General features: G+C 73.2%; 22 protein-coding genes and 1 tRNA gene. 13 read left to right on the top strand and 10 right to left on the bottom strand.

All coding sequences use genetic code 11. From position 1 onward, the window contains the following. Nucleotides 1–805: 805 nt before the first annotated feature. A complete protein-coding gene (locus tag OHA91_RS13090; protein ID WP_328739258.1) occupies nt 806–1,561 on the top strand; it encodes a hypothetical protein in 756 nt (251 codons plus the stop codon). An 81-nt stretch (nt 1,562–1,642) separates the two neighbouring features. Next, nucleotides 1,643–2,107, top strand: a complete 465-nt coding sequence (locus OHA91_RS13085) for a hypothetical protein (RefSeq protein ID WP_328739257.1) — start codon at nt 1,643–1,645, stop codon at nt 2,105–2,107. On the opposite strand, the gene OHA91_RS13080 is transcribed toward OHA91_RS13085, so the two are convergent. After that, entirely contained in the window at nt 2,073–2,498 is a 426-nt protein-coding gene (locus tag OHA91_RS13080; RefSeq protein WP_158714748.1) for a hypothetical protein, read from the bottom strand. The two genes, OHA91_RS13085 and OHA91_RS13080, sit on opposite strands and share 35 nt — an antisense overlap. Continuing rightward, the gene (locus OHA91_RS13075; RefSeq protein WP_037631829.1) at nt 2,498–2,905 is read right to left on the bottom strand and encodes a DUF6325 family protein; all 408 of its coding nucleotides are present in this window, start codon (nt 2,903–2,905) and stop codon (nt 2,498–2,500) included. Before OHA91_RS13075 ends, OHA91_RS13080 begins: the two co-directional genes overlap by 1 nt. A gap of 106 nt (nt 2,906–3,011) precedes the next feature. Between OHA91_RS13075 and OHA91_RS13070 the strand changes: the two genes are divergently transcribed. Then, complete coding sequence (locus OHA91_RS13070; RefSeq protein WP_031148200.1) at nt 3,012–4,382, top strand: FtsW/RodA/SpoVE family cell cycle protein; 1,371 nt, start codon at nt 3,012–3,014, stop codon at nt 4,380–4,382. Beyond that, the gene (locus OHA91_RS13065) at nt 4,379–5,848 is read left to right on the top strand and encodes a penicillin-binding transpeptidase domain-containing protein (protein ID WP_328739256.1); all 1,470 of its coding nucleotides are present in this window, start codon (nt 4,379–4,381) and stop codon (nt 5,846–5,848) included. Before OHA91_RS13070 ends, OHA91_RS13065 begins: the two co-directional genes overlap by 4 nt. Nucleotides 5,849–5,928: 80 nt before the next feature. On the opposite strand, the gene OHA91_RS13060 is transcribed toward OHA91_RS13065, so the two are convergent. Further along, nucleotides 5,929–7,041 carry a ferritin-like domain-containing protein gene (locus tag OHA91_RS13060; RefSeq protein ID WP_328739255.1) on the bottom strand — a complete coding sequence of 371 codons (1,113 nt, stop codon included), beginning with the start codon at nt 7,039–7,041 and terminating at the stop codon, nt 5,929–5,931. A gap of 168 nt (nt 7,042–7,209) precedes the next feature. On the opposite strand from OHA91_RS13060, the gene OHA91_RS13055 reads away from it, so the two are divergent. The 3 genes from OHA91_RS13055 to OHA91_RS13045 all read left to right on the top strand — a co-directional run bounded on the left by OHA91_RS13055 (nt 7,210) and on the right by OHA91_RS13045 (nt 9,371). Then, the gene (locus tag OHA91_RS13055; RefSeq protein ID WP_031148206.1) at nt 7,210–8,139 is read left to right on the top strand and encodes an AurF N-oxygenase family protein; all 930 of its coding nucleotides are present in this window, start codon (nt 7,210–7,212) and stop codon (nt 8,137–8,139) included. Nucleotides 8,140–8,374: 235 nt separating this feature from the next. Continuing rightward, nucleotides 8,375–9,088 (top strand): TetR/AcrR family transcriptional regulator, encoded by a 714-nt coding sequence (locus OHA91_RS13050; protein WP_031148208.1) that lies wholly within the window; start codon nt 8,375–8,377, stop codon nt 9,086–9,088. Between the two features lie 10 nt (nt 9,089–9,098). Further along, nucleotides 9,099–9,371 carry a hypothetical protein gene (locus OHA91_RS13045; protein WP_031148210.1) on the top strand — a complete coding sequence of 91 codons (273 nt, stop codon included), beginning with the start codon at nt 9,099–9,101 and terminating at the stop codon, nt 9,369–9,371. Between the two features lie 196 nt (nt 9,372–9,567). On the opposite strand, the gene OHA91_RS13040 is transcribed toward OHA91_RS13045, so the two are convergent. From OHA91_RS13040 to OHA91_RS13030, 3 genes are all read right to left on the bottom strand, one after another. Continuing rightward, nucleotides 9,568–10,800, bottom strand: coding sequence for a sensor histidine kinase (locus OHA91_RS13040; protein WP_266499813.1), 1,233 nt, complete (start codon nt 10,798–10,800; stop codon nt 9,568–9,570). Between the two features lie 92 nt (nt 10,801–10,892). Further along, nucleotides 10,893–11,735: a hypothetical protein gene (locus OHA91_RS13035; RefSeq protein ID WP_328739254.1), complete on the bottom strand. Its 843-nt coding sequence runs from the start codon at nt 11,733–11,735 to the stop codon at nt 10,893–10,895. Nucleotides 11,736–11,896: 161 nt separating this feature from the next. Next, the gene (locus OHA91_RS13030) at nt 11,897–12,529 is read right to left on the bottom strand and encodes a hypothetical protein (protein WP_266497719.1); all 633 of its coding nucleotides are present in this window, start codon (nt 12,527–12,529) and stop codon (nt 11,897–11,899) included. A 201-nt stretch (nt 12,530–12,730) separates the two neighbouring features. On the opposite strand from OHA91_RS13030, the gene OHA91_RS13025 reads away from it, so the two are divergent. Further along, nucleotides 12,731–13,609, top strand: coding sequence for a nuclease-related domain-containing protein (locus OHA91_RS13025; RefSeq protein ID WP_328739253.1), 879 nt, complete (start codon nt 12,731–12,733; stop codon nt 13,607–13,609). A 110-nt stretch (nt 13,610–13,719) separates the two neighbouring features. Here the strand turns inward: OHA91_RS13025 and ku are convergent, their stop codons facing one another. Then, nucleotides 13,720–14,868: a non-homologous end joining protein Ku gene (gene ku, locus OHA91_RS13020; protein WP_266497715.1), complete on the bottom strand. Its 1,149-nt coding sequence runs from the start codon at nt 14,866–14,868 to the stop codon at nt 13,720–13,722. 31 nt (nt 14,869–14,899) lie between these two features. On the opposite strand from ku, the gene ligD reads away from it, so the two are divergent. After that, the gene (ligD, locus tag OHA91_RS13015) at nt 14,900–15,796 is read left to right on the top strand and encodes a non-homologous end-joining DNA ligase (protein WP_031148222.1); all 897 of its coding nucleotides are present in this window, start codon (nt 14,900–14,902) and stop codon (nt 15,794–15,796) included. Further along, nucleotides 15,796–16,689, top strand: a complete 894-nt coding sequence (locus tag OHA91_RS13010) for an ATP-dependent DNA ligase (RefSeq protein ID WP_266499810.1) — start codon at nt 15,796–15,798, stop codon at nt 16,687–16,689. Before ligD ends, OHA91_RS13010 begins: the two co-directional genes overlap by 1 nt. 48 nt (nt 16,690–16,737) lie before the next feature. Here the strand turns inward: OHA91_RS13010 and OHA91_RS13005 are convergent, their stop codons facing one another. Both OHA91_RS13005 and OHA91_RS13000 read right to left on the bottom strand, forming a co-directional pair. Then, nucleotides 16,738–17,133 (bottom strand): DUF6479 family protein, encoded by a 396-nt coding sequence (locus tag OHA91_RS13005; protein ID WP_031148226.1) that lies wholly within the window; start codon nt 17,131–17,133, stop codon nt 16,738–16,740. 23 nt (nt 17,134–17,156) lie between these two features. Beyond that, the gene (locus tag OHA91_RS13000) at nt 17,157–18,200 is read right to left on the bottom strand and encodes an XdhC family protein (protein WP_078959173.1); all 1,044 of its coding nucleotides are present in this window, start codon (nt 18,198–18,200) and stop codon (nt 17,157–17,159) included. Between the two features lie 278 nt (nt 18,201–18,478). Between OHA91_RS13000 and OHA91_RS12995 the strand changes: the two genes are divergently transcribed. Beyond that, the gene (locus OHA91_RS12995) at nt 18,479–19,069 is read left to right on the top strand and encodes a hypothetical protein (protein WP_328739252.1); all 591 of its coding nucleotides are present in this window, start codon (nt 18,479–18,481) and stop codon (nt 19,067–19,069) included. 125 nt (nt 19,070–19,194) lie between these two features. On the opposite strand, the gene OHA91_RS12990 is transcribed toward OHA91_RS12995, so the two are convergent. Beyond that, nucleotides 19,195–19,266: transfer RNA gene (locus OHA91_RS12990), tRNA-Arg, on the bottom strand. 67 nt (nt 19,267–19,333) lie between these two features. Between OHA91_RS12990 and OHA91_RS12985 the strand changes: the two genes are divergently transcribed. Together OHA91_RS12985 and nrtL are read left to right on the top strand one after the other, a co-directional pair. Further along, complete coding sequence (locus OHA91_RS12985) at nt 19,334–19,846, top strand: response regulator (RefSeq protein ID WP_078959174.1); 513 nt, start codon at nt 19,334–19,336, stop codon at nt 19,844–19,846. An 82-nt stretch (nt 19,847–19,928) separates the two neighbouring features. After that, nucleotides 19,929–20,915, top strand: a complete 987-nt coding sequence (nrtL, locus tag OHA91_RS12980; RefSeq protein WP_266497688.1) for an ArgS-related anticodon-binding protein NrtL — start codon at nt 19,929–19,931, stop codon at nt 20,913–20,915. Nucleotides 20,916–20,933: the final 18 nt, after the last annotated feature.

The following is a 20,933-nucleotide window of genomic DNA, read 5'->3' as shown; positions in this document are numbered from 1 at the left end:
GGACATAGGCCGCCATCGATCGCTACGCGCTCCTCGATCACGCGACTGCAGACCGTCTGGGGCTGGTCAGAGGCCGCAGGGGCCCGATTCGCTCCTCGTGGACGGCGTTCGAGGGCGGTTGGGGGGAGGAAAAGCGCCGGATGACGGCTGAGGCGATGCCAATCCAGGCGTGGGTGGATGCGCACCCCAAAGAGCCGACAGATTGCCCTAATTGCACCTGTTTATGCGCGCGGCTGCGACCTCACCTCGGGCTTGATGGGGGTTGGCATCGGCTCAGCCGATGGATGGGCCTCCCGCCCCTCCAATCCACCCCTCCCAGCCCCGAACAAGGGCCGGACGCGGTCTCGGAGAAGCGCGTAGCGATCGATGGCGGCCTATGTCCAGCCCCTGACGGCTCGCAGACGCTTAAACGGCAGGAGCGCGTAGCGATTTGGGGCGCTCCGGGCTCCGCCCGGGCAGGGCACCGCCCCGATGGTGTCTTGATCCCCCGGCCCGTCCCTTTGGGGGCTTCCCGGCAGTCTTTCGGATTTCCGGGGCGGGACGGGCGGTCAAGGGTGGCCGAAGGCCATCGCGCAGCGACGCGACCGAAGGGAGCGCCCTTGAGGGACCGGCACGAACCGGAGAGACGATGGGACTGACGGGAAACCCCCAGCACATCCCTGATCCCGCCCCGCCGCCCCACACCACCGCCCCGCCGCCCCACACCGCCGCCCCACACCACCGCCCCGCCGTCCCACCCCACCCCCACCCCACCCCCGGAAATCGGTTCGGTCGGCGTCCCGGAGGCGTGCGATGCTGCCTGGCGATGATGACCTTTTCTGCACGTCGCACCACCGTTTCCGCCGTCGCCGTCGCCGTTGTCGCGGTCGGCCTCTCCGTACTGTCGGGCTGCAAGGGGGGCCCGAGTGGGGCGGGCGCCCCGGCGCCCGCGTCCTCCTCCGCCGTGCCCACCTCCTCCGCCGCGCCCGTCGCCGGTGCGTTCGAGCCCGAGCAGGCTCTTGCCGAGGCCGAGAAGACGCCCTACGCGGCGTCCATCAAGGGCGTCACCGAGGCCGCCGGGCGTGAGATGTCGACCATGACCGGCCGGTCCAACCTCGGCACCTCGTTCACCGGCCGCGCGGAGATCCGTTCCACCGGTCTGTGGATGGAGACCGTCACGACCGCCGACGCCAACTACGTCCGCAACCGCACCCAGGAGGGCAGCGGCTGGGTGAAGGCGCCGCGCTCCCCGGACAACGAGGCGAACTACGCCGGCTACGCCAAACTGCTCCTCGCCGCCGGCCCCTCCGCCAAGAAGGGCATGGAGAACCGGGGCGGGGTCCCCGCGTACCACCTTGCCGGGCACCTCGACCTAGACCAGGTGGCCTCTATCGACCCGCGCACCCACCGTTCGATGAAGGCCAAGGGGGTCACCGGCTTCGACATCGACCAGTGGATCGACAGCCAGGGCCGGACGGTCCGCTTCGAGCAGCGCATGGAAATGCGCGGCACGCAGGCCGTCAACAAGATCGACTTCAGTGAGTTCGGCCCAGTCGAGACCTTCGCCGCGCCCCAGGGGTGACGTCCTCGCTGTGACGGTCCCGTTGCCGGAGGTGTGGGTTCCATCACGGCCGGCGGGCAGCCCGCCTGATGGACTCGGCCGATGGCGCTCCTCCTCCTGCTGCTCGTTCCGGCCGGGCTGCTCGCGACCCCGGCTCTCCTCGGCTCCGGCCTCGCCGCCCTCATCCGTTCCGGCCGGCGCGGGTGGCTCACGGCCCTCGCCGGTCTGCTGGGCGCCTGCGCGGTCGGCTTCTACACGTGGGGGCTGCTCCACGTGGCCGGCGCGGTCCTGGAGGCGGAGGACGGCGGGGCCTGGTCGTCGCCGCTGCCGCCCTGCCGAACGGCTGCCACGGGGGAGCGGGTGGCGCACGTCGTCGACTACACGGTGAGCTACGTGCCGCTCGGCTTCGTCTGCGAGACCACGGGCGGCGGGGGCTACGACTCCGGCTCCGTCCCGGGGTACGTCAACCCGGCCGCCCTGGGCTTCGGGCTGGCCGGCGTCGCGGCCGTGGCCGCGGGGCGCCGTGCGGCCGTCAGCCGTTCAGCAGCCGGGCCTTCGCCGTCGTGAACTCCTGCGGGGTCAGGAGGCCCTGGCGGGCCAGGTCGGCCAGTTGGCGCAGTTCCGCGGCCAGGCCGGCGGGGGCTGCCGGGCCGGGCTCCGGGTGGGTGTCCCAGTACGCCGCGTCGATGGGCTCCGGCTCCGGTTCGTAGTCGGGATCGGGCTCCGGCTCGGGCTCGGGCTCGTCCATCGGGTCCGGTTCGGGCTCCTCCAGCAGGTCCGGCTCCGCCGCCCGGACCGCCCGGGCGAGCAGGCCCCGGTGCGGGGGCTCCTCCGGCCGCACCGCGCCCGCCGCCTCCTGCGCCGCGCCCGACGCCCGTGCCAGCAGGCCCCGCAGCAGGGGGGATCCCGCCGGGCGGCTGGCCGCGCGGACCGTCACTCCCCTCGGTCGGATGAACATCAGGCCACCCCTGCCCGGGGGTCCGCCGGGACCCGGTCCGGCGGGATGCGGACCGAGCCCACGATCCGCCCGCCCGCCGCCCGTACGGCGATCGCGGCGTCCTCGGCCCAGACGTGCTCGACGACCAGCAGCAGCGCGCAGCTGCCGCGTTCCAGCAGGTCCGCCGCCTCGTGCACGTCCTCCGGTCCGATCAGCCGGGCCGCGTCCCGTCCCGTCAGCAGGCCGTGCAGTTCCACGAACTCGTCGAACTCGGCCGCGAGGACCTCGCCCGACGCCGTCTTCGTCGCGACGAGTCCGTCGATCAGCCGGACCACGCCCGTCTTGCGCAGCCCCATCACGGCCTCGACGGCCGGTACCCGCAGCTGCTCCTCCGGGAAGGCGAGGACGATGAATTCCACAGGCCCCATGCGCCTCGGCCCCTCACTTTCGACACTTTCGACCGTTTGTGACGACTCTTCGGCACACTATGACATAAGCGGACATACCATCCGCCAGCTTGCTACGTTTCGGGGTATGACCGCTCTGACGGCGAAGGTGGCGGAGCCCTCCCCGCCCCCGCCACCCCAAGCCGGCGCGCCCAAACGCAGGGGGGTCGAGCTGGCGCTCCTCGCGGGCGCCGTCCTGATCTCCGTACTCGGTCACCTCCACGTCGGCCTGGCGACCACCGGCCGCATCCCCGACCCCGCCGACCGGTACGCCATCGGCCTCGCCGCGGCCGCGCTGCTCGCGCACCTCGCCGTCCGGCTCCGGGCCCCGTACGCCGACCCCCTCGTGCTCCCCATCGCCGTCCTGCTCAACGGGCTCGGCCTGGTCCTCATCCAGCGCCTCGACGCGACCACCCCCGGCCACCCCACCGCCGACGGCCAGCTCCTGTGGTCCGCCCTCGGCGTGGTGCTCTTCGTCCTCGTCGTGGCGCTGCTCCGCGACCACCGGGTGCTCCAGCGCTACGCGTACCTGTCCGTCGCCACCGCCCTGGCGCTGATGCTGGTGCCCGTCTTCTTCCCGGCGGTCAACGGCGCGCACATCTGGATCCGGTTCGCCGGACTGTCCTTCCAGCCGGGGGAGTTCGCCAAGATCCTGCTCGCCGTGTTCTTCGCCGCCTACCTCGCCGCGAACCGCACCGCCCTGGCCCTGACCGGCCGCCGGCTCTTCTGGAAGCTGCGGCTCCTGCCCGGCCGCGTACTCGGCCCGATCCTCGCGATCTGGCTGCTCAGCGTCGGCCTGCTCGTCCTGGAACGCGACCTCGGCACCTCGATGCTGTTCTTCGGCCTCTTCGTGATCATGCTGTTCACCGCCACCGGGCGGATCGGCTGGATCGCGATCGGACTGCTGCTCGCCGCCCTCGGCGCGTACGCCGTCGGGACCTTCGAGCCGCACGTGAACAGCCGCGTGGACGACTGGCTGAATCCTTTCGCCTCCATCGAACGCGGCGAGGGCCCCGGCCAGCTCGCCCAGTCCCTCTTCGCCTTCGGCGCCGGAGGCCTCCTCGGATCCGGCCTCGGCCACGGCCAGTCCTTCCTCATCGGATTCGCCGCCAAGTCGGACTTCATCCTCGCCACCGCCGGCGAGGAGCTCGGACTCGTCGGCCTCACTGCGATCCTGCTCCTCTACGGGCTCCTCGTCGCCCGCGGTTTCCGCGCCGGCCTCGCCCTGCGCGACCCCTTCGGCCGGCTGCTCGCCACCGGCCTCGCCTCGATCGTCGCGCTCCAGGTGTTCGTCATCGCGGGCGGCGTCACCGGGCTGATCCCGCTCACCGGCATGGCCATGCCCTTCCTGGCCCAGGGCGGCTCCTCCGTCGTCACCAACTGGATCATCGTCGCCCTGCTGGTCCGACTCAGCGACTGCGCGCGCAGACCCCGTCCCGCGCAGGAGGCGGCCGAGTGATCCGCTACATCCGCTGGTGCGCGTACTTCTGCGCGCTGCTGCTCCTCGCCCTGCTGGTCAACATCGCCCGCGTGCAGGTCTGGGAGTCCGCGGCCTACGGCGCGAACCCGGCCAACAAGCGCGCCGCCATCGAGCGTTACGCCGAGCCGCGCGGGGACATCCTCGTCGACGGACGACCCGTCACGGGCTCCCGCGACAGCGGCCAGCTGCTGCGCTACGAGCGGACCTACACCCACGGTCCGCTCTACGCCCCCGTCACCGGGTTCTCCTCCCAGACGTACGGGACCAGCTTCGTCGAGCGCGCCGAGGACGCCGTCCTGTCGGGCACGGACCCCGGGCTGTCGGCGTTCCCGCTCTGGTACGACCTGGCCCGCGGCCGCCCGGCCGGCGGGAACGCCGCCACCACCGTCCGCGCCGCCGTACAGCGGGCCGCGTACGCCGGACTCGGCGGCAAGCGCGGGGCGGTGGCCGCCCTCGAACCGGCCACCGGGAAGATCCTCGCGCTGGTCAGCAGCCCCTCGTACGACCCCTCCGTGCTCTCGGGGACGGGCACGCAGGCGAAGGGGGCCTGGACGGCGCTGAACGAGGACCCCGCCAGGCCGATGCTCAACCGGGCGCTGCGCGAGACGTACCCGCCCGGCTCCACCTTCAAGATCGTGACGGCGGCGGCGGCCCTCGACGCGGGCGTGGTCACCGACGTGGACGCGCCCACCCGGACCCCGGACCCCTACCCGCTGCCCGGGACCAGCACCCTGCTGCCGAACGCGGCCACGGGCTGCGAGGACGCCTCCATGGCCGAGGCCGTGCAGTGGTCGTGCAACACGGTGATGGCGAAGATCGGGGTGCAGGTCGGGCTGCGCGGCATGGTGGACGCGGCGCGCCGCTTCGGCTTCAACACGGAGGGGCTGCGGGTGCCCTCGTGGGTGTCCCGGTCGAACTTCGACACCGACATGAGCCTGGACCAGCTGGCCCTCTCCTCGATCGGGCAGTTCAACACCACGGCGACACCGCTCCAGATGGCGATGGTGGCCGCGGCCGTCGCGAACGGCGGCGAGCTGGCCTCCCCGTACCTGGTGGAACGGACGACCCAGGACGACGGTTCCCCGGTCCGGCGCGGCGACCGGCGCAGCCTCGGGCGGGCGATGAATCCGGCCACCGCGCTGCGGATGCAGGAGCTGATGGTGAAGGTGGTGGAGAACGGCACCGGCAAGAACGCGGCGATCCCGGGCGCGGTGGTCGGCGGCAAGACCGGCACCGCCCAGCACGGCGTCGGCAACGCGGGGACCCCGTACGCCTGGTTCATCTCCTGGGCCCGCACCGAGGGCGCGGCCCTGCCGGCGGTCGCGGTCGCGGTGGTGGTGGAGGACGCGTCGGCGAACCGGGGCGACATCAGCGGCAACGGCGCCGCGGCCCCCATCGCGCGGGCGGTGATGGAGGCGGCGCTGCGCGCGAAGCCCTCGGCGTAGGCCGCCCCGGCCCCCGGACCCCTCAGACCCCCGGACGCCCCGGGGCCCCGGGCGCCCAGGACAGCCCGGCGTGCGCGGCTTCAGCGGGGAGCGTCGCTGCCCTCCCGGATGGCGGCCTCGACCTCCGCCACCCGCTCCGACTCCTCGGCCGCGAAGCGCTCGCGGTCGAGGGCCTCGGCGATCTCCTCGTCCTGGCTCATCAGCAGGTCGAGGTTGGAGTCGCCCATGTGGAAGACGCCCAGGTCCACGTACGCCCTCTGGAGCCGTTCGCCCCACAGCCCGATGTCCTTCACGCACGGCACGATCCGGCTGAACAGCAGCTTGCGGAACAGGTGCAGGAACTCGGACTGCTCGCTGAGCCGCTCCGCCTCCTTCGCCGGGATGCCGAAGTTCTCCAGCACTTCCACCCCGAGCAGCCGGTCCCGCATCAGATAGCAGCCCTCGATCACGAACTCCTCGCGCTCGCGCCGTTCCGCGTCCGTCAGCTGCCGGTAGTAGTCGCGCAGCGCCATCCGCCCGAAGGCCACGTGCCGGGCCTCGTCCTGCATCACGTACGCCAGCAGCTGCTTGGGCAGCGGCTTGGTCGTCGTGTCCCGGATCAGGCCGAAGGAGGCCAGTGCCAGCCCCTCGATGAGCACCTGCATGCCCAGGTAGGGCATGTCCCAGCGGGAGTCGCGCAGGGTGTCGCCGAGCAGCCCCTGGAGGCTGTCGTTGACCGGGTACAGCATCCCGACCTTCTCGTGCAGGAAGCGCCCGAAGATCTCGGCGTGCCGGGCCTCGTCCATGGTCTGCGTGGCCGAGTAGAACTTCGCGTCGAGGTCCGGAACGGATTCGACGATGCGCGCCGCGCACACCATCGCGCCCTGTTCGCCGTGGAGGAACTGGCTGAAGTTCCAGGCGGTGTAGTGCTGGCGCAGGTCGCCCCTGTCCTTCTCGGTGAGCTTGGCCCAGTGCCGCGTGCCGTACAGCGGCAGGGCCTCGTCGGGGGTGCCCAGCGGATCGTAGGGGTCCACCTCGATGTCCCAGTCGATGCGCTTGGCGCCGTCCCACTGCTTGTCCTTGCCCTTCTGGTAGAGGGCGAGGAGCCGCTCGCGGCCGTCGTCGTACTCCCAGCTGAAGCGGGCGGAGCCGGAGGCGGGGATCTGCCAGACGGCCTCGCCCGGGTCCTCGGTGTAGAGCTCGTGCGTCGACACTGACGCCCCCTCGTCTCACGTACTGCGGTGCAGGACCGGACAGTTGGCAGGGTCACACGTTGGTAGACGCGGGGTCAACAAGTCGTGCGCGGGGGATTGACGACCTTGCTGACAAGCAGTCTCATAAGCAGTGACCGCCGGTAACTCGACGACGAGGTGTCCGAAGCCATGACGACCGTGACCGAACGAGCCGCGCTCAGGGACGCCCTCGGCCTCCTCAAGGACCGGGAGCAGATAGCCGAGCGCCTGCTGGAATCCTCGGCCAAGCACTCCTTCGACCCCGACAAGGAACTCGACTGGGACGCACCCATGGTCGAGGGGAAGTACTACTGGCCGCCCGAACTGCTCTCCCTCTACGACACCCCGCTCTGGAAGAAAATGGGCGAGGAGCAGCGCATCGACCTCTCCCGCCACGAGGCGGCCGCGCTCGGCTCCCTCGGCATCTGGTTCGAGATCATCCTCATGCAGCTGATGGTCCGCCACATCTACGACAAGTCGCTGACCAGCAAGCACGTGCGGTACGCGCTCACCGAGATCGCCGACGAGTGCCGCCACTCGATGATGTTCGCCCGCATGATCCAGCAGAGCGGCAGCCCCGAGTACCCCGTCTCCCGCCTCAACCACAACCTCGCGCGGATCCTGAAGACCGTCTCCACCACCCCCGGTTCCTTCGCCTGCACCCTGCTCGGCGAGGAGATCCTCGACTGGATGCAGCGCCTGACCTTCCCGGACGAGCGCATCCAGCCGCTGGTGCGCGGCGTCACCCGGATCCACGTCATCGAGGAGGCCCGGCACGTCCGGTACGCGCGTGAGGAACTGCGCCGCCAGATGCTGACGGCCCCGCGCTGGGAGCAGGAACTCACCCGGATCAGCTGCGGCGAGGCCGCGCGCGTCTTCTCCCTCGCCTTCGTGAACCCGGCCGTGTACGACAACGTCGGACTGGACCGCCGCGAAGCGGTCGCCCAGGTCCGGGCCAGCGGACACCGCCGCGAGGTCATGCAGACCGGAGCCAAGCGGCTCACCGACTTCCTCGACGACATCGGCGTACTGCGCGGCGTCGGCCGGAAGCTGTGGCAGAGCTCGGGGCTGCTGGCGTAGGGAGCGGCGGGGGAGGGGCCGGGGCCCCGGGCCCGGGGCCCCGGCGGAGGGATCGGACGAGGGATCGGGCTCAGGACGTGGCCGGGGGATCGGGCGAGGGATCGGGCTCAGGACGTGGCCGGGGGATCGGGCGAGGGATCGGGCTCAGGACGTGGCCGGGGGATCGGGCGAGGGATCGGGCCGGGACTTCGCGGACGCCGGCCGCGGGCGGCCGCACGCGGGCTACCCTGCGGTCATGACCGTACGCGCGTACCGCAGGCTGAGCGTCGAGGAGCGGCGGGCCCAACTCCTCGACGCGGCCCTCTCGCTGTTCGCGCACAGGGCTCCGGAGGAGGTCTCGCTCGACGACGTCGCGGAGGCCGCCGGGGTCTCGCGCCCGCTCGTCTACCGCTACTTCCCCGGCGGCAAGCAGCAGCTCTACGAGGCGGCCCTGCGCTCGGCGGCCGACCTCCTCGAACTCTGCTTCGCCGAACCCCAGCAGGGCCCCCTGACCCGGCGGCTGTCCCGGGCCCTCGACCGCTACCTCGCGTTCGTCGACGAACACGACACCGGCTTCGCGGCCCTCCTCCAGGGCGGCAGCGTCGTGGAGACCTCCCGCACGACGGCGACCGTCGACGGCATCCGGCGGTCCGCGGCCGAGCAGATCCTCCTCCACCTGGGTGTTCCGACACCCGGGCCCCGGCTGCGCATGATGGTCCGCACCTGGATCACGGCGGTCGAGGCCGCCTCCCTCATATGGATCGACGAGGGCAAGCAGCCCGAGGTCGACACCCTCCGCGACTGGCTGCTCGACCAGTTCATCGCCCTGCTGACGGCCACCGCCGCCACGGATCCGGAGACCGCGGCCGCCGCCCGGGCCGCCCTGGCCATGGAATCGGCGGACGGCCCGGTGGGGGACCTGGCCCGGCGTGTGATGCCGGTGGTCTCCGAGGCCGCCCACCTGCTGTGACACTGGTGGGGTGAGAAGCGAACCGACCCCGTTCGAGGGCGGCCCGATGGACGGCCGGGTCCTCCCGATCCTGACCGGCCCGACCGGACACCCGCCGAAGTGGTACGAGATTCCCGTCCCGACGCCGGACGGCCCGCCGACGGTGCTGCTGTACGAACGCGTCCCGTCGGGCTACTCGAAGCGGCTGGGCCTGCAGAAGGGCTGGAAGTACGCGTTCCGCCCCTCGGGCACCAAGCCGCGACCCCGCTGGCCCTGGACCAAGACCCCCCGCCCCCAGGACTGACCCCGGGCCCCGGCCCCGCTCGGTCCCGGCCTTGGGCCCGCGCGGCCCGGTCCAGGTGTCGGCCGTGCCTCAGGCCGAGAACGGTTCCGGTTCCGGCGCCGGAACCGGCCGGCGGCCCGGTGAGCCGGGCAGGGGCACGCGTCCGCATTCGCCCGGCGGCGGATCGGCGGTTGCCGGGCGACCCCCGAGCTCTCCCCTAGGAACCCGGGAGGGTGAGGACCGCCAGGCCGCCGCCGCCCTCCGCGGAGCGGAAGCGCAGCGTCGCGCCGATCGCCTCCGCCTGGCCCGCGGCGATGGTCAGGCCCAGCCCGTGCCCCTTTCCACCGCTGCGGAAGCGCTGCGGGCCGTGCGCCAGCAGGTAGTCCGGGAAGCCGTCCCCGTGGTCCCGTACGGTCACCACCTGCCCGTCCACCGTCATCACCACCGGCTGCCGCCCGTGCTGATGGGCGTTGGCCACCAGGTTCCCCAGGACCCGCTCCAGCCGGCGCCGGTCCGTCTCCACGTGGGCGTCCCGCAGGACGACCACCTCCGTGTCCGTTCCCGAGGCCCGCACCACGCGCCGGGCCAGCCGCCCCAGCTGGTGCAGGTCCGTCTCCACCGCCTCGCTGCCCGAGTCCAGCCGGGAGATCTCCAGCAGGTCCTCCGTCAGCTGCCGCATCGTCCGCACCCGTTCGCGCACCAGCTCCGTCGGCCGGCCCTCCGGAAGCAGCTCCGACGCCGCCTGCAGTCCGGTCAGCGGCGTGCGCAGCTCATGGGCCACGTCCGCCGTGAACCTCCGCTCGCTCTCCAGCTTCGACTGCAGGCTCCCCGCCATCGTGTCCAGCGCCCCGGCCACCGTCGCCACTTCGTCCTGGCGCCGCGACGGGTCCTTCGTCCGCGGGTCGTCCACCCGGGCGTCGAGGTCGCCCTGCGTGATCCGCCGCGCCACGGTCGCCGTCTGGTGCAGCCGCCGCGTCACCCGGGTCACCGCGAAGGCGCCCACGAGCAGCGTCCCGCCGATCGCCAGCACCGACGACCCGATGATCGCGTTGTCCAGTCCGCTGATGGTGCGGGCGCTCTGCCCGTAGTCGATGGTGGTCGCCAGGGCCCGGCCGTCCGCCGGGCCGGCCGCCCACATCGTCGGGCGGCCGCGGTACTCCGCCACCACCGTCCCCCGGCGTCCGCCGGCCGCGAGCGCCCGCAGCTCCGGCGGCAGCCCCACCGGGTCCAGTCCGGAACCGGGCGGCAGGGGCTCGCCCGTCTCGTACCGGTCCGTGACCTCGCTCAGCTTGCCCAGCGCCTTCTCCCGCGCCGTGGCCACCGTCTGGCGGGTCACCTCCACGTGCACGAGCGCGCCGAGCACGGCTGCCAATGAGCAGCACATCACCGCGATGAAGCACGCCGACTTCCATGTCAGCGTGGCCGTCCAGGCGGGCAGCCGCGGCCGCAGGCGCTGCAGCCGTGACCGCCGCCCGGCTCGCGCCCGGTCCTCGCTCCCGCCTTCGCTCCCGTTCCCGCCCCTGCCCCTGCTCTCGTGCACGGTCACGGCCGGTCCGGTCCGGGACCGCCGCCGGTACCGGGCCCCGGACCGCCACCGGCGCCGGTACCGGGCCCCGGACCGCCACCGCCACCGGCGCCGGATCCGGGACCTCGGTCCTCCGGGCCCTGCGGGTTCGCGGGCACCCGTACGATCTGCTCCCGCGTCGGCAGCATGGTGCGCTGCTTCTCCTCCCAGGACCAGGCGGTTACCAACTCGTAGCCGCGGTTCCCGCTGGGCACCCGCAGCACCACGTCCCGGCCGGCCAGCTCCACCGAGACGACGGTCTGCGTGGTCGCCATGATCCGGTTGAGCCGCCCGTCGCGGTCGGCCGTGTAGACCCGTACGGACATCATCTTGTCCGGGAACTCGATGCCCACGATCAGCTCGTCCTTGCCGTCGCCCGTGAGGTCCCGGTAGTACGGCGCCAGCACCGGGCACGACTCGGGTTCCGCGGCCCCGTTCTTGCAGGCCTTGATCGCCGCCGCCGTCTCGGCCGGCATCCCGTCGGCCCCGACACCGGTCTTCGGGTGGGCCCGCAGCTCCGCCTGGACGAGGGCCACCGGATCGACCGCGTGCACGTCCTGGTCGCGGACGGGAGGGATCCCCTTCACGTACTCCGGCGGGGCGCCGGCCGGATCGGCCGGCGGTACCGTCGCCCCCAGGCGGTCGGGCCACAGGTGTACGGGCCCGCTCGCGGTCGCGGTCGCTCCGGCGCCGACCAGGCCGCCGGTGTCGCCGCAGCCTGCCAGCAGCGGGAGTACGGCGAGGAGCAGCAACGCGGCGCGCGCGGGAGCGGGAGCGCGGGAGCGGCGGCGCGCGGCACCGCCGGAAACGAACCTCTTCACGGCCCCCCTGTTCACAGCCCCCGTGCCCTTCTGCGCGCGTTACGACGCCGGTCGATCGCATCCACCATATGCGGAGGTGCGCCCCTTTTGCCCCGGCCGACCTCCGGTGGCCGGAGCGCGGGCGAGCGGGCCGTCCGTGCGAAGGGGTGTACGGGCGTCGGTCAGCCGTCCGTGCGTCCCCGGCGCAGCATGGCGAAGCCGAGCCCGGCCGCACCCACGGCGGCGATGCCACCGCCCGCGGCGAGCAGCAGCATGCCGTCGCCCGGCCCGTCGGCCAGAGTACTCAGCCGCCGGCCCTCGGCGGACGCGGCCTCCAGGGCGCGGGTGTCGCCGGCGGCGGCCCGCTGCTCCGCCGAGACCGGGACGATCTGCCCGTCACGGGTACCCGTCTTGTGCCCGTCGCCCGCGACGGCGTGCCCGCCGCTCTGCGCAGGGGCGTCGCCCACCCAGGAGGTCAGGCGGCCCGCGGGGTCCAGAGCGGCGTGCAGGTCACCGGAGGCGCCGATGTCCGTGACCCCGTCACGGCTGGTCAGGGTGGTCGCCTTGGCGCCGTCGGCGGCCAGGATGTCGGCCTGGTAGGCGCCCTTGGCGGTCCGGTAGATCTTGGCCGTGGACACGCCGTCGGCCAGCGAGAGGCTCTTGACCAGGGTCCGCTGCGGGGCCGAGGCGTGCGCCGACGAGGCCGCCGGGACCCCTTCCGCCAGAGCCGCGGCGGCGGGCAGCGCCAGCAGGCTGCCGGCACAGGCGGTCACGGCGGCGGCGCGAACGAGAGTGCGGCGGCGGACGGTGCTCACGGGAAGTCCTTCTGGCTGGTGTGTCGGTGTCCTGGTCGGGGCCTGGCGTCTCCAGGTGCGACAAACCTAGGCGGCGGCCGTTGCGGCGACACCCCGTTCGTGTAACAGCGAAGTCGCAAGCTTCCGTCGGAGTCGTTACACAACCGAGGGATTGCCGTGCGGCGCCCCGGCTGCTCACATGGACGGCGGGGGTGAGGGTGAATGCGCGGACTCAAGGTACTGCCCAGCGGCCGGCCCGGACGCGGCCGACTGTACGTCAACCTGCCCGACGGGCAGGCGGTCGCCTGGTACGACCGCCAGGCCAACCGGATCAGCGTCCTCGCGGACGACCACCGCGAAGCCGTCCTGGCCGTGCTGCGGCCCTACCTGAGCGGCGCGGTGTCCATCGGGCCGCCACCGGTCCCCACCGCGGCCGAGATGCGCCGCCTCGCCATGCCGCCGGATGCGGACCTGGCTCCGAACCGCCCCGGCGAGACCCTGCTGGCCGAGCTGGAACACGGCACCGCGGGCACCCGGTACCGGCACCGGCTGCGCCAGGACCTGACGGCTCAGCAGCGGATGGGCGACGCCTTCGACGCCCTGGAGCCCGACGGTTGGCGGACCGTGCACTGCGTCCCGCTCCCGGGCTTCGGCCGCATCGACCACCTGGTCATCGGCCCGGCCGGGATCTTCTGCGTTCGTACGGTCCCGGGGCGCCGGCAGCGCGCGGTGGTCGGCGACCTGCTGCTCACGGTCGGCCGCGCCGAACCCCGCCCGGACCCGCGCTGGGTCCGCGGCGCGGCGGCCCGCGCGACCGCGGTCCTGGACGCGAAGGTCACCCCGGCCCTGGCCGTGGTCGACGCCTCCCGCCTGCAGACCGCCCCGACGGTCCGCGACATCCGAATCCTCCAGCCGCCGACCGCGACCCCGGACCTCGTCGCCTCCCCGACGGCCCTCAAGCGCCCTGACGTCGAAGCCCTGTTCGCCCAGGCCCGCGACACCCGAACCTGGCTACCGCCGACCCCGCCGACCCCGCCGACCCGCTCCCGTCCCGCTCCGGCCCCGCCGGGCCGCCCCCGATCCGGCCCCGCCGGCGCTTGAGCCGCGGGGTCCGGGACGGGAACCACGGAGAACGGTGAAAGGGCGGGGCCGGTGCGGGGCGGGGAGAGGGCGCCGCAGGCCCCCCGCCCGCCCTCTCGCCGGAGCGCCCCTCAGGCAGAGGCCCGCTTCCGCGGCGCCGCGGCCTTCTTCGCCCCCGCTGCCGTACCGGCCTTCTTCGCACTCGCCGCCGACGTCGACTTGGTAGCAGTCGACTTGGTCGTTCCCGACTTCGCGGTGGTCGATTTGGCCGAGGTCGACTTGGCCGTCCCCGACTTGGCGGTGGTGGACTTCTTCTTCGACGTGGTCTTCGCGGCCGCCGCGGTCTTCTTCGCCGAAGCCGCGGTCGACTTCTTCCCGCCGACCGCCTTCGGCGCAGCCGATGTCTTCCGGCCCGCCCCACCCCGCCGCCGCATCGGCGTGACCTCGGCCCCTGCCCCTGCCCCGGCTTCGGCGTCGTCCTCCGCCCCGCCCCCACCCTCGCCCCGCGAGGCCTTCGCCGCCCGCACGCTCTTCTCCAGCGCCGCCATCAGGTCGATCACCTGCCCGCCGGCCGGTTCCACCGTCGCCTCCGCCGGCTCGAACGCCCCACCCGCCTTGGCCGCGATCATCGCCTCCACGGCATCCCGGTAGTCGTCGTGCAGCGACGCCAGCTCCACCTCGCCCAGCGTCGCCATCAGCGCGTCCGCCAGGTCGAGTTCGGCGTCCCGCACCGTCACGTCCACGTCCGGAGCGACCCCCTCCGGCGCCCGGATCTCGTCCGGCCACAGCAGACCGTGCATCGCGATGACGTCGTCGACGACCCGCAGCATGCCCAGCCGCTCCCGCCCCCGCAGCGCGAACTTGGCGATCGCGACCTTCCGGCTCCGCTTCAGCGCCTCCCGCAGCAGGGTGTACGGCTTCGCCGCCGTCGCCCCGTTCGCCGCCAGGTAGTACGCCGCGTCCATCTGCAGCGGATCGATCTCCTCGGCGGGCACGAACGACATGATCTCGATCGTCTTCGCCGTGGCGAGCGGCAGCTGCGCCAGGTCCTCGTCCGTGATCGGGATGACGGACCCGTCCGCCTCCTCGTACCCCTTGCCGATCTCGGCGCCCGACACCTCCTCGCCGTCCAGCTCGCACACCTTGCGGTAGCGGATCCGGCCGCCGTCGGCGAGGTGGATCTGACGGAAGGAGATCGAGTGGCTCTCGGTGGCGTTCACGAGCTTGATCGGAATGCTGACGAGGCCGAAGGAGATCGCTCCGTTCCAGATGGATCGCACGGTTCCTCCTGTTTCGTGGCAGTCTCATCGTATGACGCCGATCACATTGGTGGAGGGCCGTCGCATCGCGCTCAGCAACCTCGACAAGGTCCTCTACCCGGAGACCGGCTTCACGAAGGGCGAGGTGCTGCACTACTACGCCACCGTCGCGGAGCCCCTGCTCGCCCAGATCCACGACCGGGCGGTGTCCTTCCTGCGCTATCCGGACGGACCGGAAGGCCAGCTGTTCTTCACCAAGAACCCGCCGCCCGGCGCACCCGACTGGGTGAGGACCACCTCCGTGCCCCGCTCCGAGGACCCCTCCGCCGAACAGGTGGTCGTCGCCGACATGGCCACCCTCATGTGGTCCGCCAACCTCGTCGTCGAGTTCCACATCCACCAGTGGCCGGCCGGCAGCCCCGCCGTCGCCGACCGCATGGTCCTCGACCTCGACCCCGGCGCGCCCGCGTCCGTCGTCGAGTGCAGCGCCGCCGCACTGTGGCTGCGCGAGCGCCTGGCCGCCGACGGCCTCGACGCCTACCCCAAGACCTCCGGCTCCAAGGGCCTGCACCTGGCCGTGCCCCTGGAGCCGACCCCGTCCGCGCAGGTGTCCGCGTACGCGAAGCAGCTCGCCCAGGAGGCCGAGCGCGAGCTCCCCGACCTCGTGGTCCACCGCATGGCCAAGGCCCTGCGCCCCGGCAAGGTCTTCGTCGACCACAGCCAGAACGCCGCCGCCAAGACCACCGCCGCCGCCTACACCCTGCGCGCGCGGGCCCGCCCCACCGTCTCCGCACCCGTGTCCTGGGCGGAGGTCGAAGCCTGCCGCACCCCCGCCGACCTGGTCTTCCTCGCCGACGACATCGGGCCGCGGCTCGTCCGCGACGGCGACCTCTTCGCCCCGCTGGCCGACCCCGCGCGGGGCCGCCCGCTCCCGAGGGCCCGGCCGTGATCCGCGTCGCGCTGGCCACCGCCGTACGCACCCTGCCGCGCGGGGCGGGGCTGGCGTACGAGCCGAAGTTCGACGGGCACCGGCTGGTCGTCGCACGCTCGGCGGCCGGCGTGGTGCTCCAGGCCCGCTCCGGGCGGATCGTCACCAGCGCGTTCCCGGACCTGGCCGCGGCCGCGCTGCAGTTGCCCGCCGGTACGGTCCTCGACGGCGAGGTGGTGGTCTGGCACGCGGGCCGCACGGACTTCGCGCTGGTGCAGCGGCGGGCGGCGGCCACCGCCGCGCGGGCCGCCGTGCTGGCGCAGAGCCTGCCGGCCTCGTACGCCGCCTTCGACGTGCTGGAACTGGCCGGGTTGGACGTGCGCGCCCGCCCGTACGAACGCCGCCGGGCCCTCCTCGTCGACCTGCTCCTACCCCTCGGGCCGCCGCTCCAGCCGGTCCCGATGACGACCGACCCGGAACTGGCCGCCACCTGGTACGAGACGCTCCCCGCCAGCGGCATCGAGGGCCTCGTCGTCAAAAGGCTGGACCAGGCCTACCCGGCCGGGCGGCGCGGCTGGCAGAAGCTGCGGCACACCGACGTCCGGGACGCGGCGGTGGTCGGTTACACCGGCACCCCGCGCCGGCCGCTCGCCCTGGTGCTCGTCCTGCCGGTCGGGGACGAGACCCCGCTGGTGTCGAGCCCACTGACGGCGGCGCTGCGCCGGGAGGTGGCCGAGGCCGCCGCCGCGCGCGGGGACGCCGAGGCGCCGGCCACCGCCACCACCACCGTCACCGCCATCGGGCTCGGGGAGGTCCCCTACCACGCCCTGGACCCGCCGCTCACGGCGGAGGTCCGGCACACCTCGGCCCGGCACCCGCCGCCGGAGGTGCTGCGGCTGCGGACAGACCTCTGACCCGCGCGGGAGGCGCGGGCCAGGTCGTCCTTGGGCCGTGTCGTTGGGTCAGGCGTGCGCCCCGCGCCCGGCGTCCGGGGGAGCCCCGGGCTGCGGGTGCGGCCCCGGGCCTTCGGGCAGCTTGTAACCGGACTCGCGCTCCTTGCGGACCTCGTCCGGGTGGCTGGAGGTGGTGGAGCCGAAGTTCCCGTAGCCCTGCATCTCGTGCGGTCTCAGGCCGCCCTCGGGGATCTCCACCTGGTCCCGCTCCTCGCGGACCTCGTAGACGGCTCCGCCGTTGGGCAGGTGGGGCTGCTCCTCGGCGGCGGGCGGCGGCGGTTCCTTGGCCCGGACCCGCTGGCCCAGCTTGAAGCCGCCGAGCAGCATGCCGGCGACGACGATGCCGACGACGAGAAACCACACGATGTCCCAGGCGACCGGGTCCACGCTCAGGATCATGTCCATAGGGACATTTTCTACATGACCCATCAAATCGCGCCTGTCGGGGGAGCGGATCCCGGTGCGTGAATCCCTGCCCCGGTGCCGTCGGGGACGTTGACCGGTCCGTCACTGTCCCGAAGCGCACCCCCCTTGCGCGCCCCCAGCACCCCGAGGATCTCGGCGCAGATCGCCAGCGCGGTCTCCGCCGGCGTGCGGGCGCCGAGGTCGAGCCCGATAGGCCCGTGCACCCGGGCCAGCTCCGCCTCGGTGACCCCGGCGGCGAGCAGCCCCTCCCGCCGGCGCGCGGTCGTACGCCGCGACCCGAGCGCCCCGATGTACGGGACCCCCGCGGCCAGCGCCGCCCGCAGCGTCGGCACGTCGAACTGCTCGTCGTGGCTCAGCATGACCACGCATGCGGCGTCCCGGCGGGCTTCGATCACCTCGACAGCCGGCCCGGCGGCCTCGACCCGTACCGCCTCCCAGCCCAGCAGCAGCGCCTGCCGCTCGATGATGGCGGCCAACTCGCCACCGCCGCCGATGACCACGTACGGGGCCGACGGGTGCGCCTCGACCAGCACCAGGCCGGACGCCCCGTACAGGGCGTCCCGCCCGGCCCGCCGCGTGGCCAGCAGCTCCCCGGCCCGCCGTCCGGCATCGTCGCCCGGCACGGCGGTGGCCCGTACGACCTCGCTGGACGCCCGGTCGGCGGCCTCGTTCAGCCGGGTCACCAACGCCACCCCGACGCCCGCGCCGAGCAGTTCCCACCACTCGGCGGGAATCGCCGCGAGCGGCTGGAGCAGCACCTCGGCCTGTCCGCCGCAGGTCAGCTTCGCCGCCACTGCCTCGTCCCCGGCCACGGACACCTCGCACACCCGCGCGGTGGCCCCGGGGGCCATGGCCACGGCCTCGGCGACGAGCTCGGCGTCGAAGACCCCGCGGTACAGGCTGCCGACGCACTCCCCCCGCGCATCGACGAGCACGGCCCCGGCGGGATCCCGCGGCCCGAAGCCCTGCTCGGTGACGGGCCGGGCCAGATAGCCCGCCCGCCCCTCGGCCAACCACTGCCGGGCCGTCTCCACCAGCTCACGCATCGTGCCGCCCCATCCACTCCGAGCTCTCCCGCAAAGCGCCAGGTCAGCGGCACGATGCGGCCTCACCACCCACCTTAGGCAGGGCCTTGCCCCCCACCCACCCCCCAAACCCACAGCATCCCCGGCCCACCCCTCGTACGGACCACCGGAACCGGGGGGCCCGACGTGCAACACTGCCCCACAGCTCTGCCATTGGGGGGACCATGGACGAAGTAGCCCGCGTCGTCATCGCTGCCGGACGCCTCGCAGTCGAGCCGCGAAGCCGACGGTGGGCCCACATGTCCCTGTGTGTGCTCGACGCCGTCTTCTCGATCAACGCCGACTACGACCGTCACACGGCCCCGACCTGCCACCGCTACGCGACCTGGGCCGGCATCAGCCCGTACCTCCCGACCTCCGACGAACAGCCGCTCAGCCGGTTCGTGACCCAGGTCCGCACCGCAGGCGTGGAGGACTTCTCGGCACACGTCCTGCGGAACCGCCAGCGCACGCGGGCACATCACGGCGCCCCACGAAAGGCGGAGGCCGCCCTCGGCTACGCCGAGATCCTGACGGCCCACGGACTGAACACCCTCGCCGAAGCCGATGCGCTCCTCGCCGACACGGACCGCCTGAAGTCCGCCGAACGCCACCTCGCCGGCACCCCCGGCCACGGCTCGGGCGCCCGCCTCGCCTACCTGTGGATGCTGGTAGGCGCCGACGACCGCATCAAGCCGGACCGCATGATCCTCCGCTGGCTGCAAGGCGTACTGCACCGCCCGGTGACCACACCGGAAGCAACCCGCCTGGTCAAGGAGGCGGCGACCCAACTGGGTTGCACCCCCTGGGAACTCGACCACGCGATCTGGAACACCCAACGCACCCCTTGACGCATGGCCTTTCCAGTCCCCCGGGTGGGATCGTGGTGCACAGGGCGGTAGTTGGCTGCACATACGCGAAGACCCCGTCTCAGCGTTGCCGCTGATGGCGGGGTCTTTGGGCACTTCCTGCGAAGTGCCCCCGGCAGGATTCGAACCTGCGCACACGGCTCCGGAGGCCGTTGCTCTATCCCCTGAGCTACGGGGGCGCGTCGCTTGTGGTGCGGCGACGGGTTGAACACTACCAGCTTCCATGGGGTGATCAGGAACCTGTTTGTGGGGGAAGGGGGAGTCGGTCGCCCGCACGGGGTGGAAGTGGCAAAAACCCGGACGCGGGGGCCCGTGCCGACCTACTCTCGAGTTGTGCCAGGCGTCTCTGGCCGGGTCCTCGTTGTCGACGACAACAAGGTCATCCGGCAGCTGATCAAGGTCAATCTCGAGCTGGAGGGCTTCGAGGTCGTGACCGCGAACGATGGTGCCGAGTGCCTGGACGTGGTGCACCGGGTGTGTCCCGATGTGATCACCCTTGATGTGGTCATGCCGCGCCTGGACGGGTTCGGGGCCGCCGCGCAGTTGCGGGCCGATCCGCGGACCCAGGACGTGCCCGTCGCCATCGTCAGCGCCTGCACGCAGCACGAGGTCGAAGCCGGGATCGCGGCCGGCGTCGACGCGTTCCTCGCCAAGCCCTTCGAGCCCACCGAGCTCGTACGCGTCGTCCGCCGGCTCGTAGAGCGCAAGGACCGGCGCGACGGGAGGAAAGGGGCTCCCGCCGGGAGAGGTCGCGGCTGAGTCGCGGTCGGTCCCCGGGGCCTGCTGTTCACATGGCGAAACCCTTCGCGGGATGACCGGGCGTCTCGCCTAGGCTGGTCCCGTGACCCCCGCAGACCTCTCCCGTTGCGTCGTACGCGCCGTGCGCTGCGCCGTCGCCGACGGGGAGCTCGTCGCAGGTGCGGCCGTGCCCGAGCGGGTCGTCGTCGAGCGGACCCGGCCCGGCGGGGTGGGGGACTACGCCAGCCCCGTCGCCTTCCAGGTAGCCAAGGCCGCCGGACGCCCGCCCCGTGACGTGGCCGGCGTACTGGCCCGCCGGCTCGGCGCCGAGCCCGGCATCGAACGCGTCGAGGTCACCGGAGCCGGGTTCCTCAACTTCGTGCTGCCCGCCCCCTCCGCGCCCGCGGTCATCACCGACGCGATCATTCGCGACATCGTCATCCGGGACGTCCGCGGGGGCGCCGCCCACGTCGTCCCCGCCGACGAGAGCGGGCTCGGGCTGCGCGAGCGCGTCGTGCGACGGAGTGTCCTGCGGCTCCTGTGCGTCCAGGGTGGCGCCCCCACCGAGACAGTCGCCCCCGTCGCCCCCGTCGCCCCCGTCGCCAAGCGCGACGGTGACGTCCTCGCCCGCTACGGGGCCGACGCCGCCTGCTGGGCGATGCTCGCCACGCCCGCCCGCGAGACCCCTTCCTTCTGCGACGCGCAGCTGCTCGTACAGGGCGAGGCGAGCGAGTTCTTCCGGGTGCGGTACGCCCACGCGCGCAGCCGGGCCCTCGTTCGGAACGCCGAGCAGCTGGGCTTCCACCCGGAAGCGGGCGATGTCGACGACGCCCCCGCCCTGCTGCGCCTCCTCGCCGACCACCCCCTCGTACTCGAGGCCGCCGCGCACCACCGCGCGCCCGAGCGGCTCACCCGGAACCTCGTCGAGCTGGCCGACGCGCTGCTCGACTTCCAGTACCGCGTACTGCCCCAGGGGGACGAGAAACCCTCGGCCGCCCACCGCGCCCGGCTGGCACTCGCCGAAGCCGCCGGGACGGTGCTGGCCGGCGGCCTGGCCCTGCTCGGCATGGACGCACCCGAACGCCTATGAACCGCGAAGAGAGAAACC

Origin of the sequence: Streptomyces erythrochromogenes, from assembly GCF_036170895.1 — a bacterium.
Taxonomy (GTDB): Bacteria; Actinomycetota; Actinomycetes; order Streptomycetales; family Streptomycetaceae; genus Streptomyces; species Streptomyces erythrochromogenes.
The sequence above is the reverse complement of the archived record's forward strand: the minus strand, read 5'-3'. Positions and strand labels throughout refer to the sequence as shown.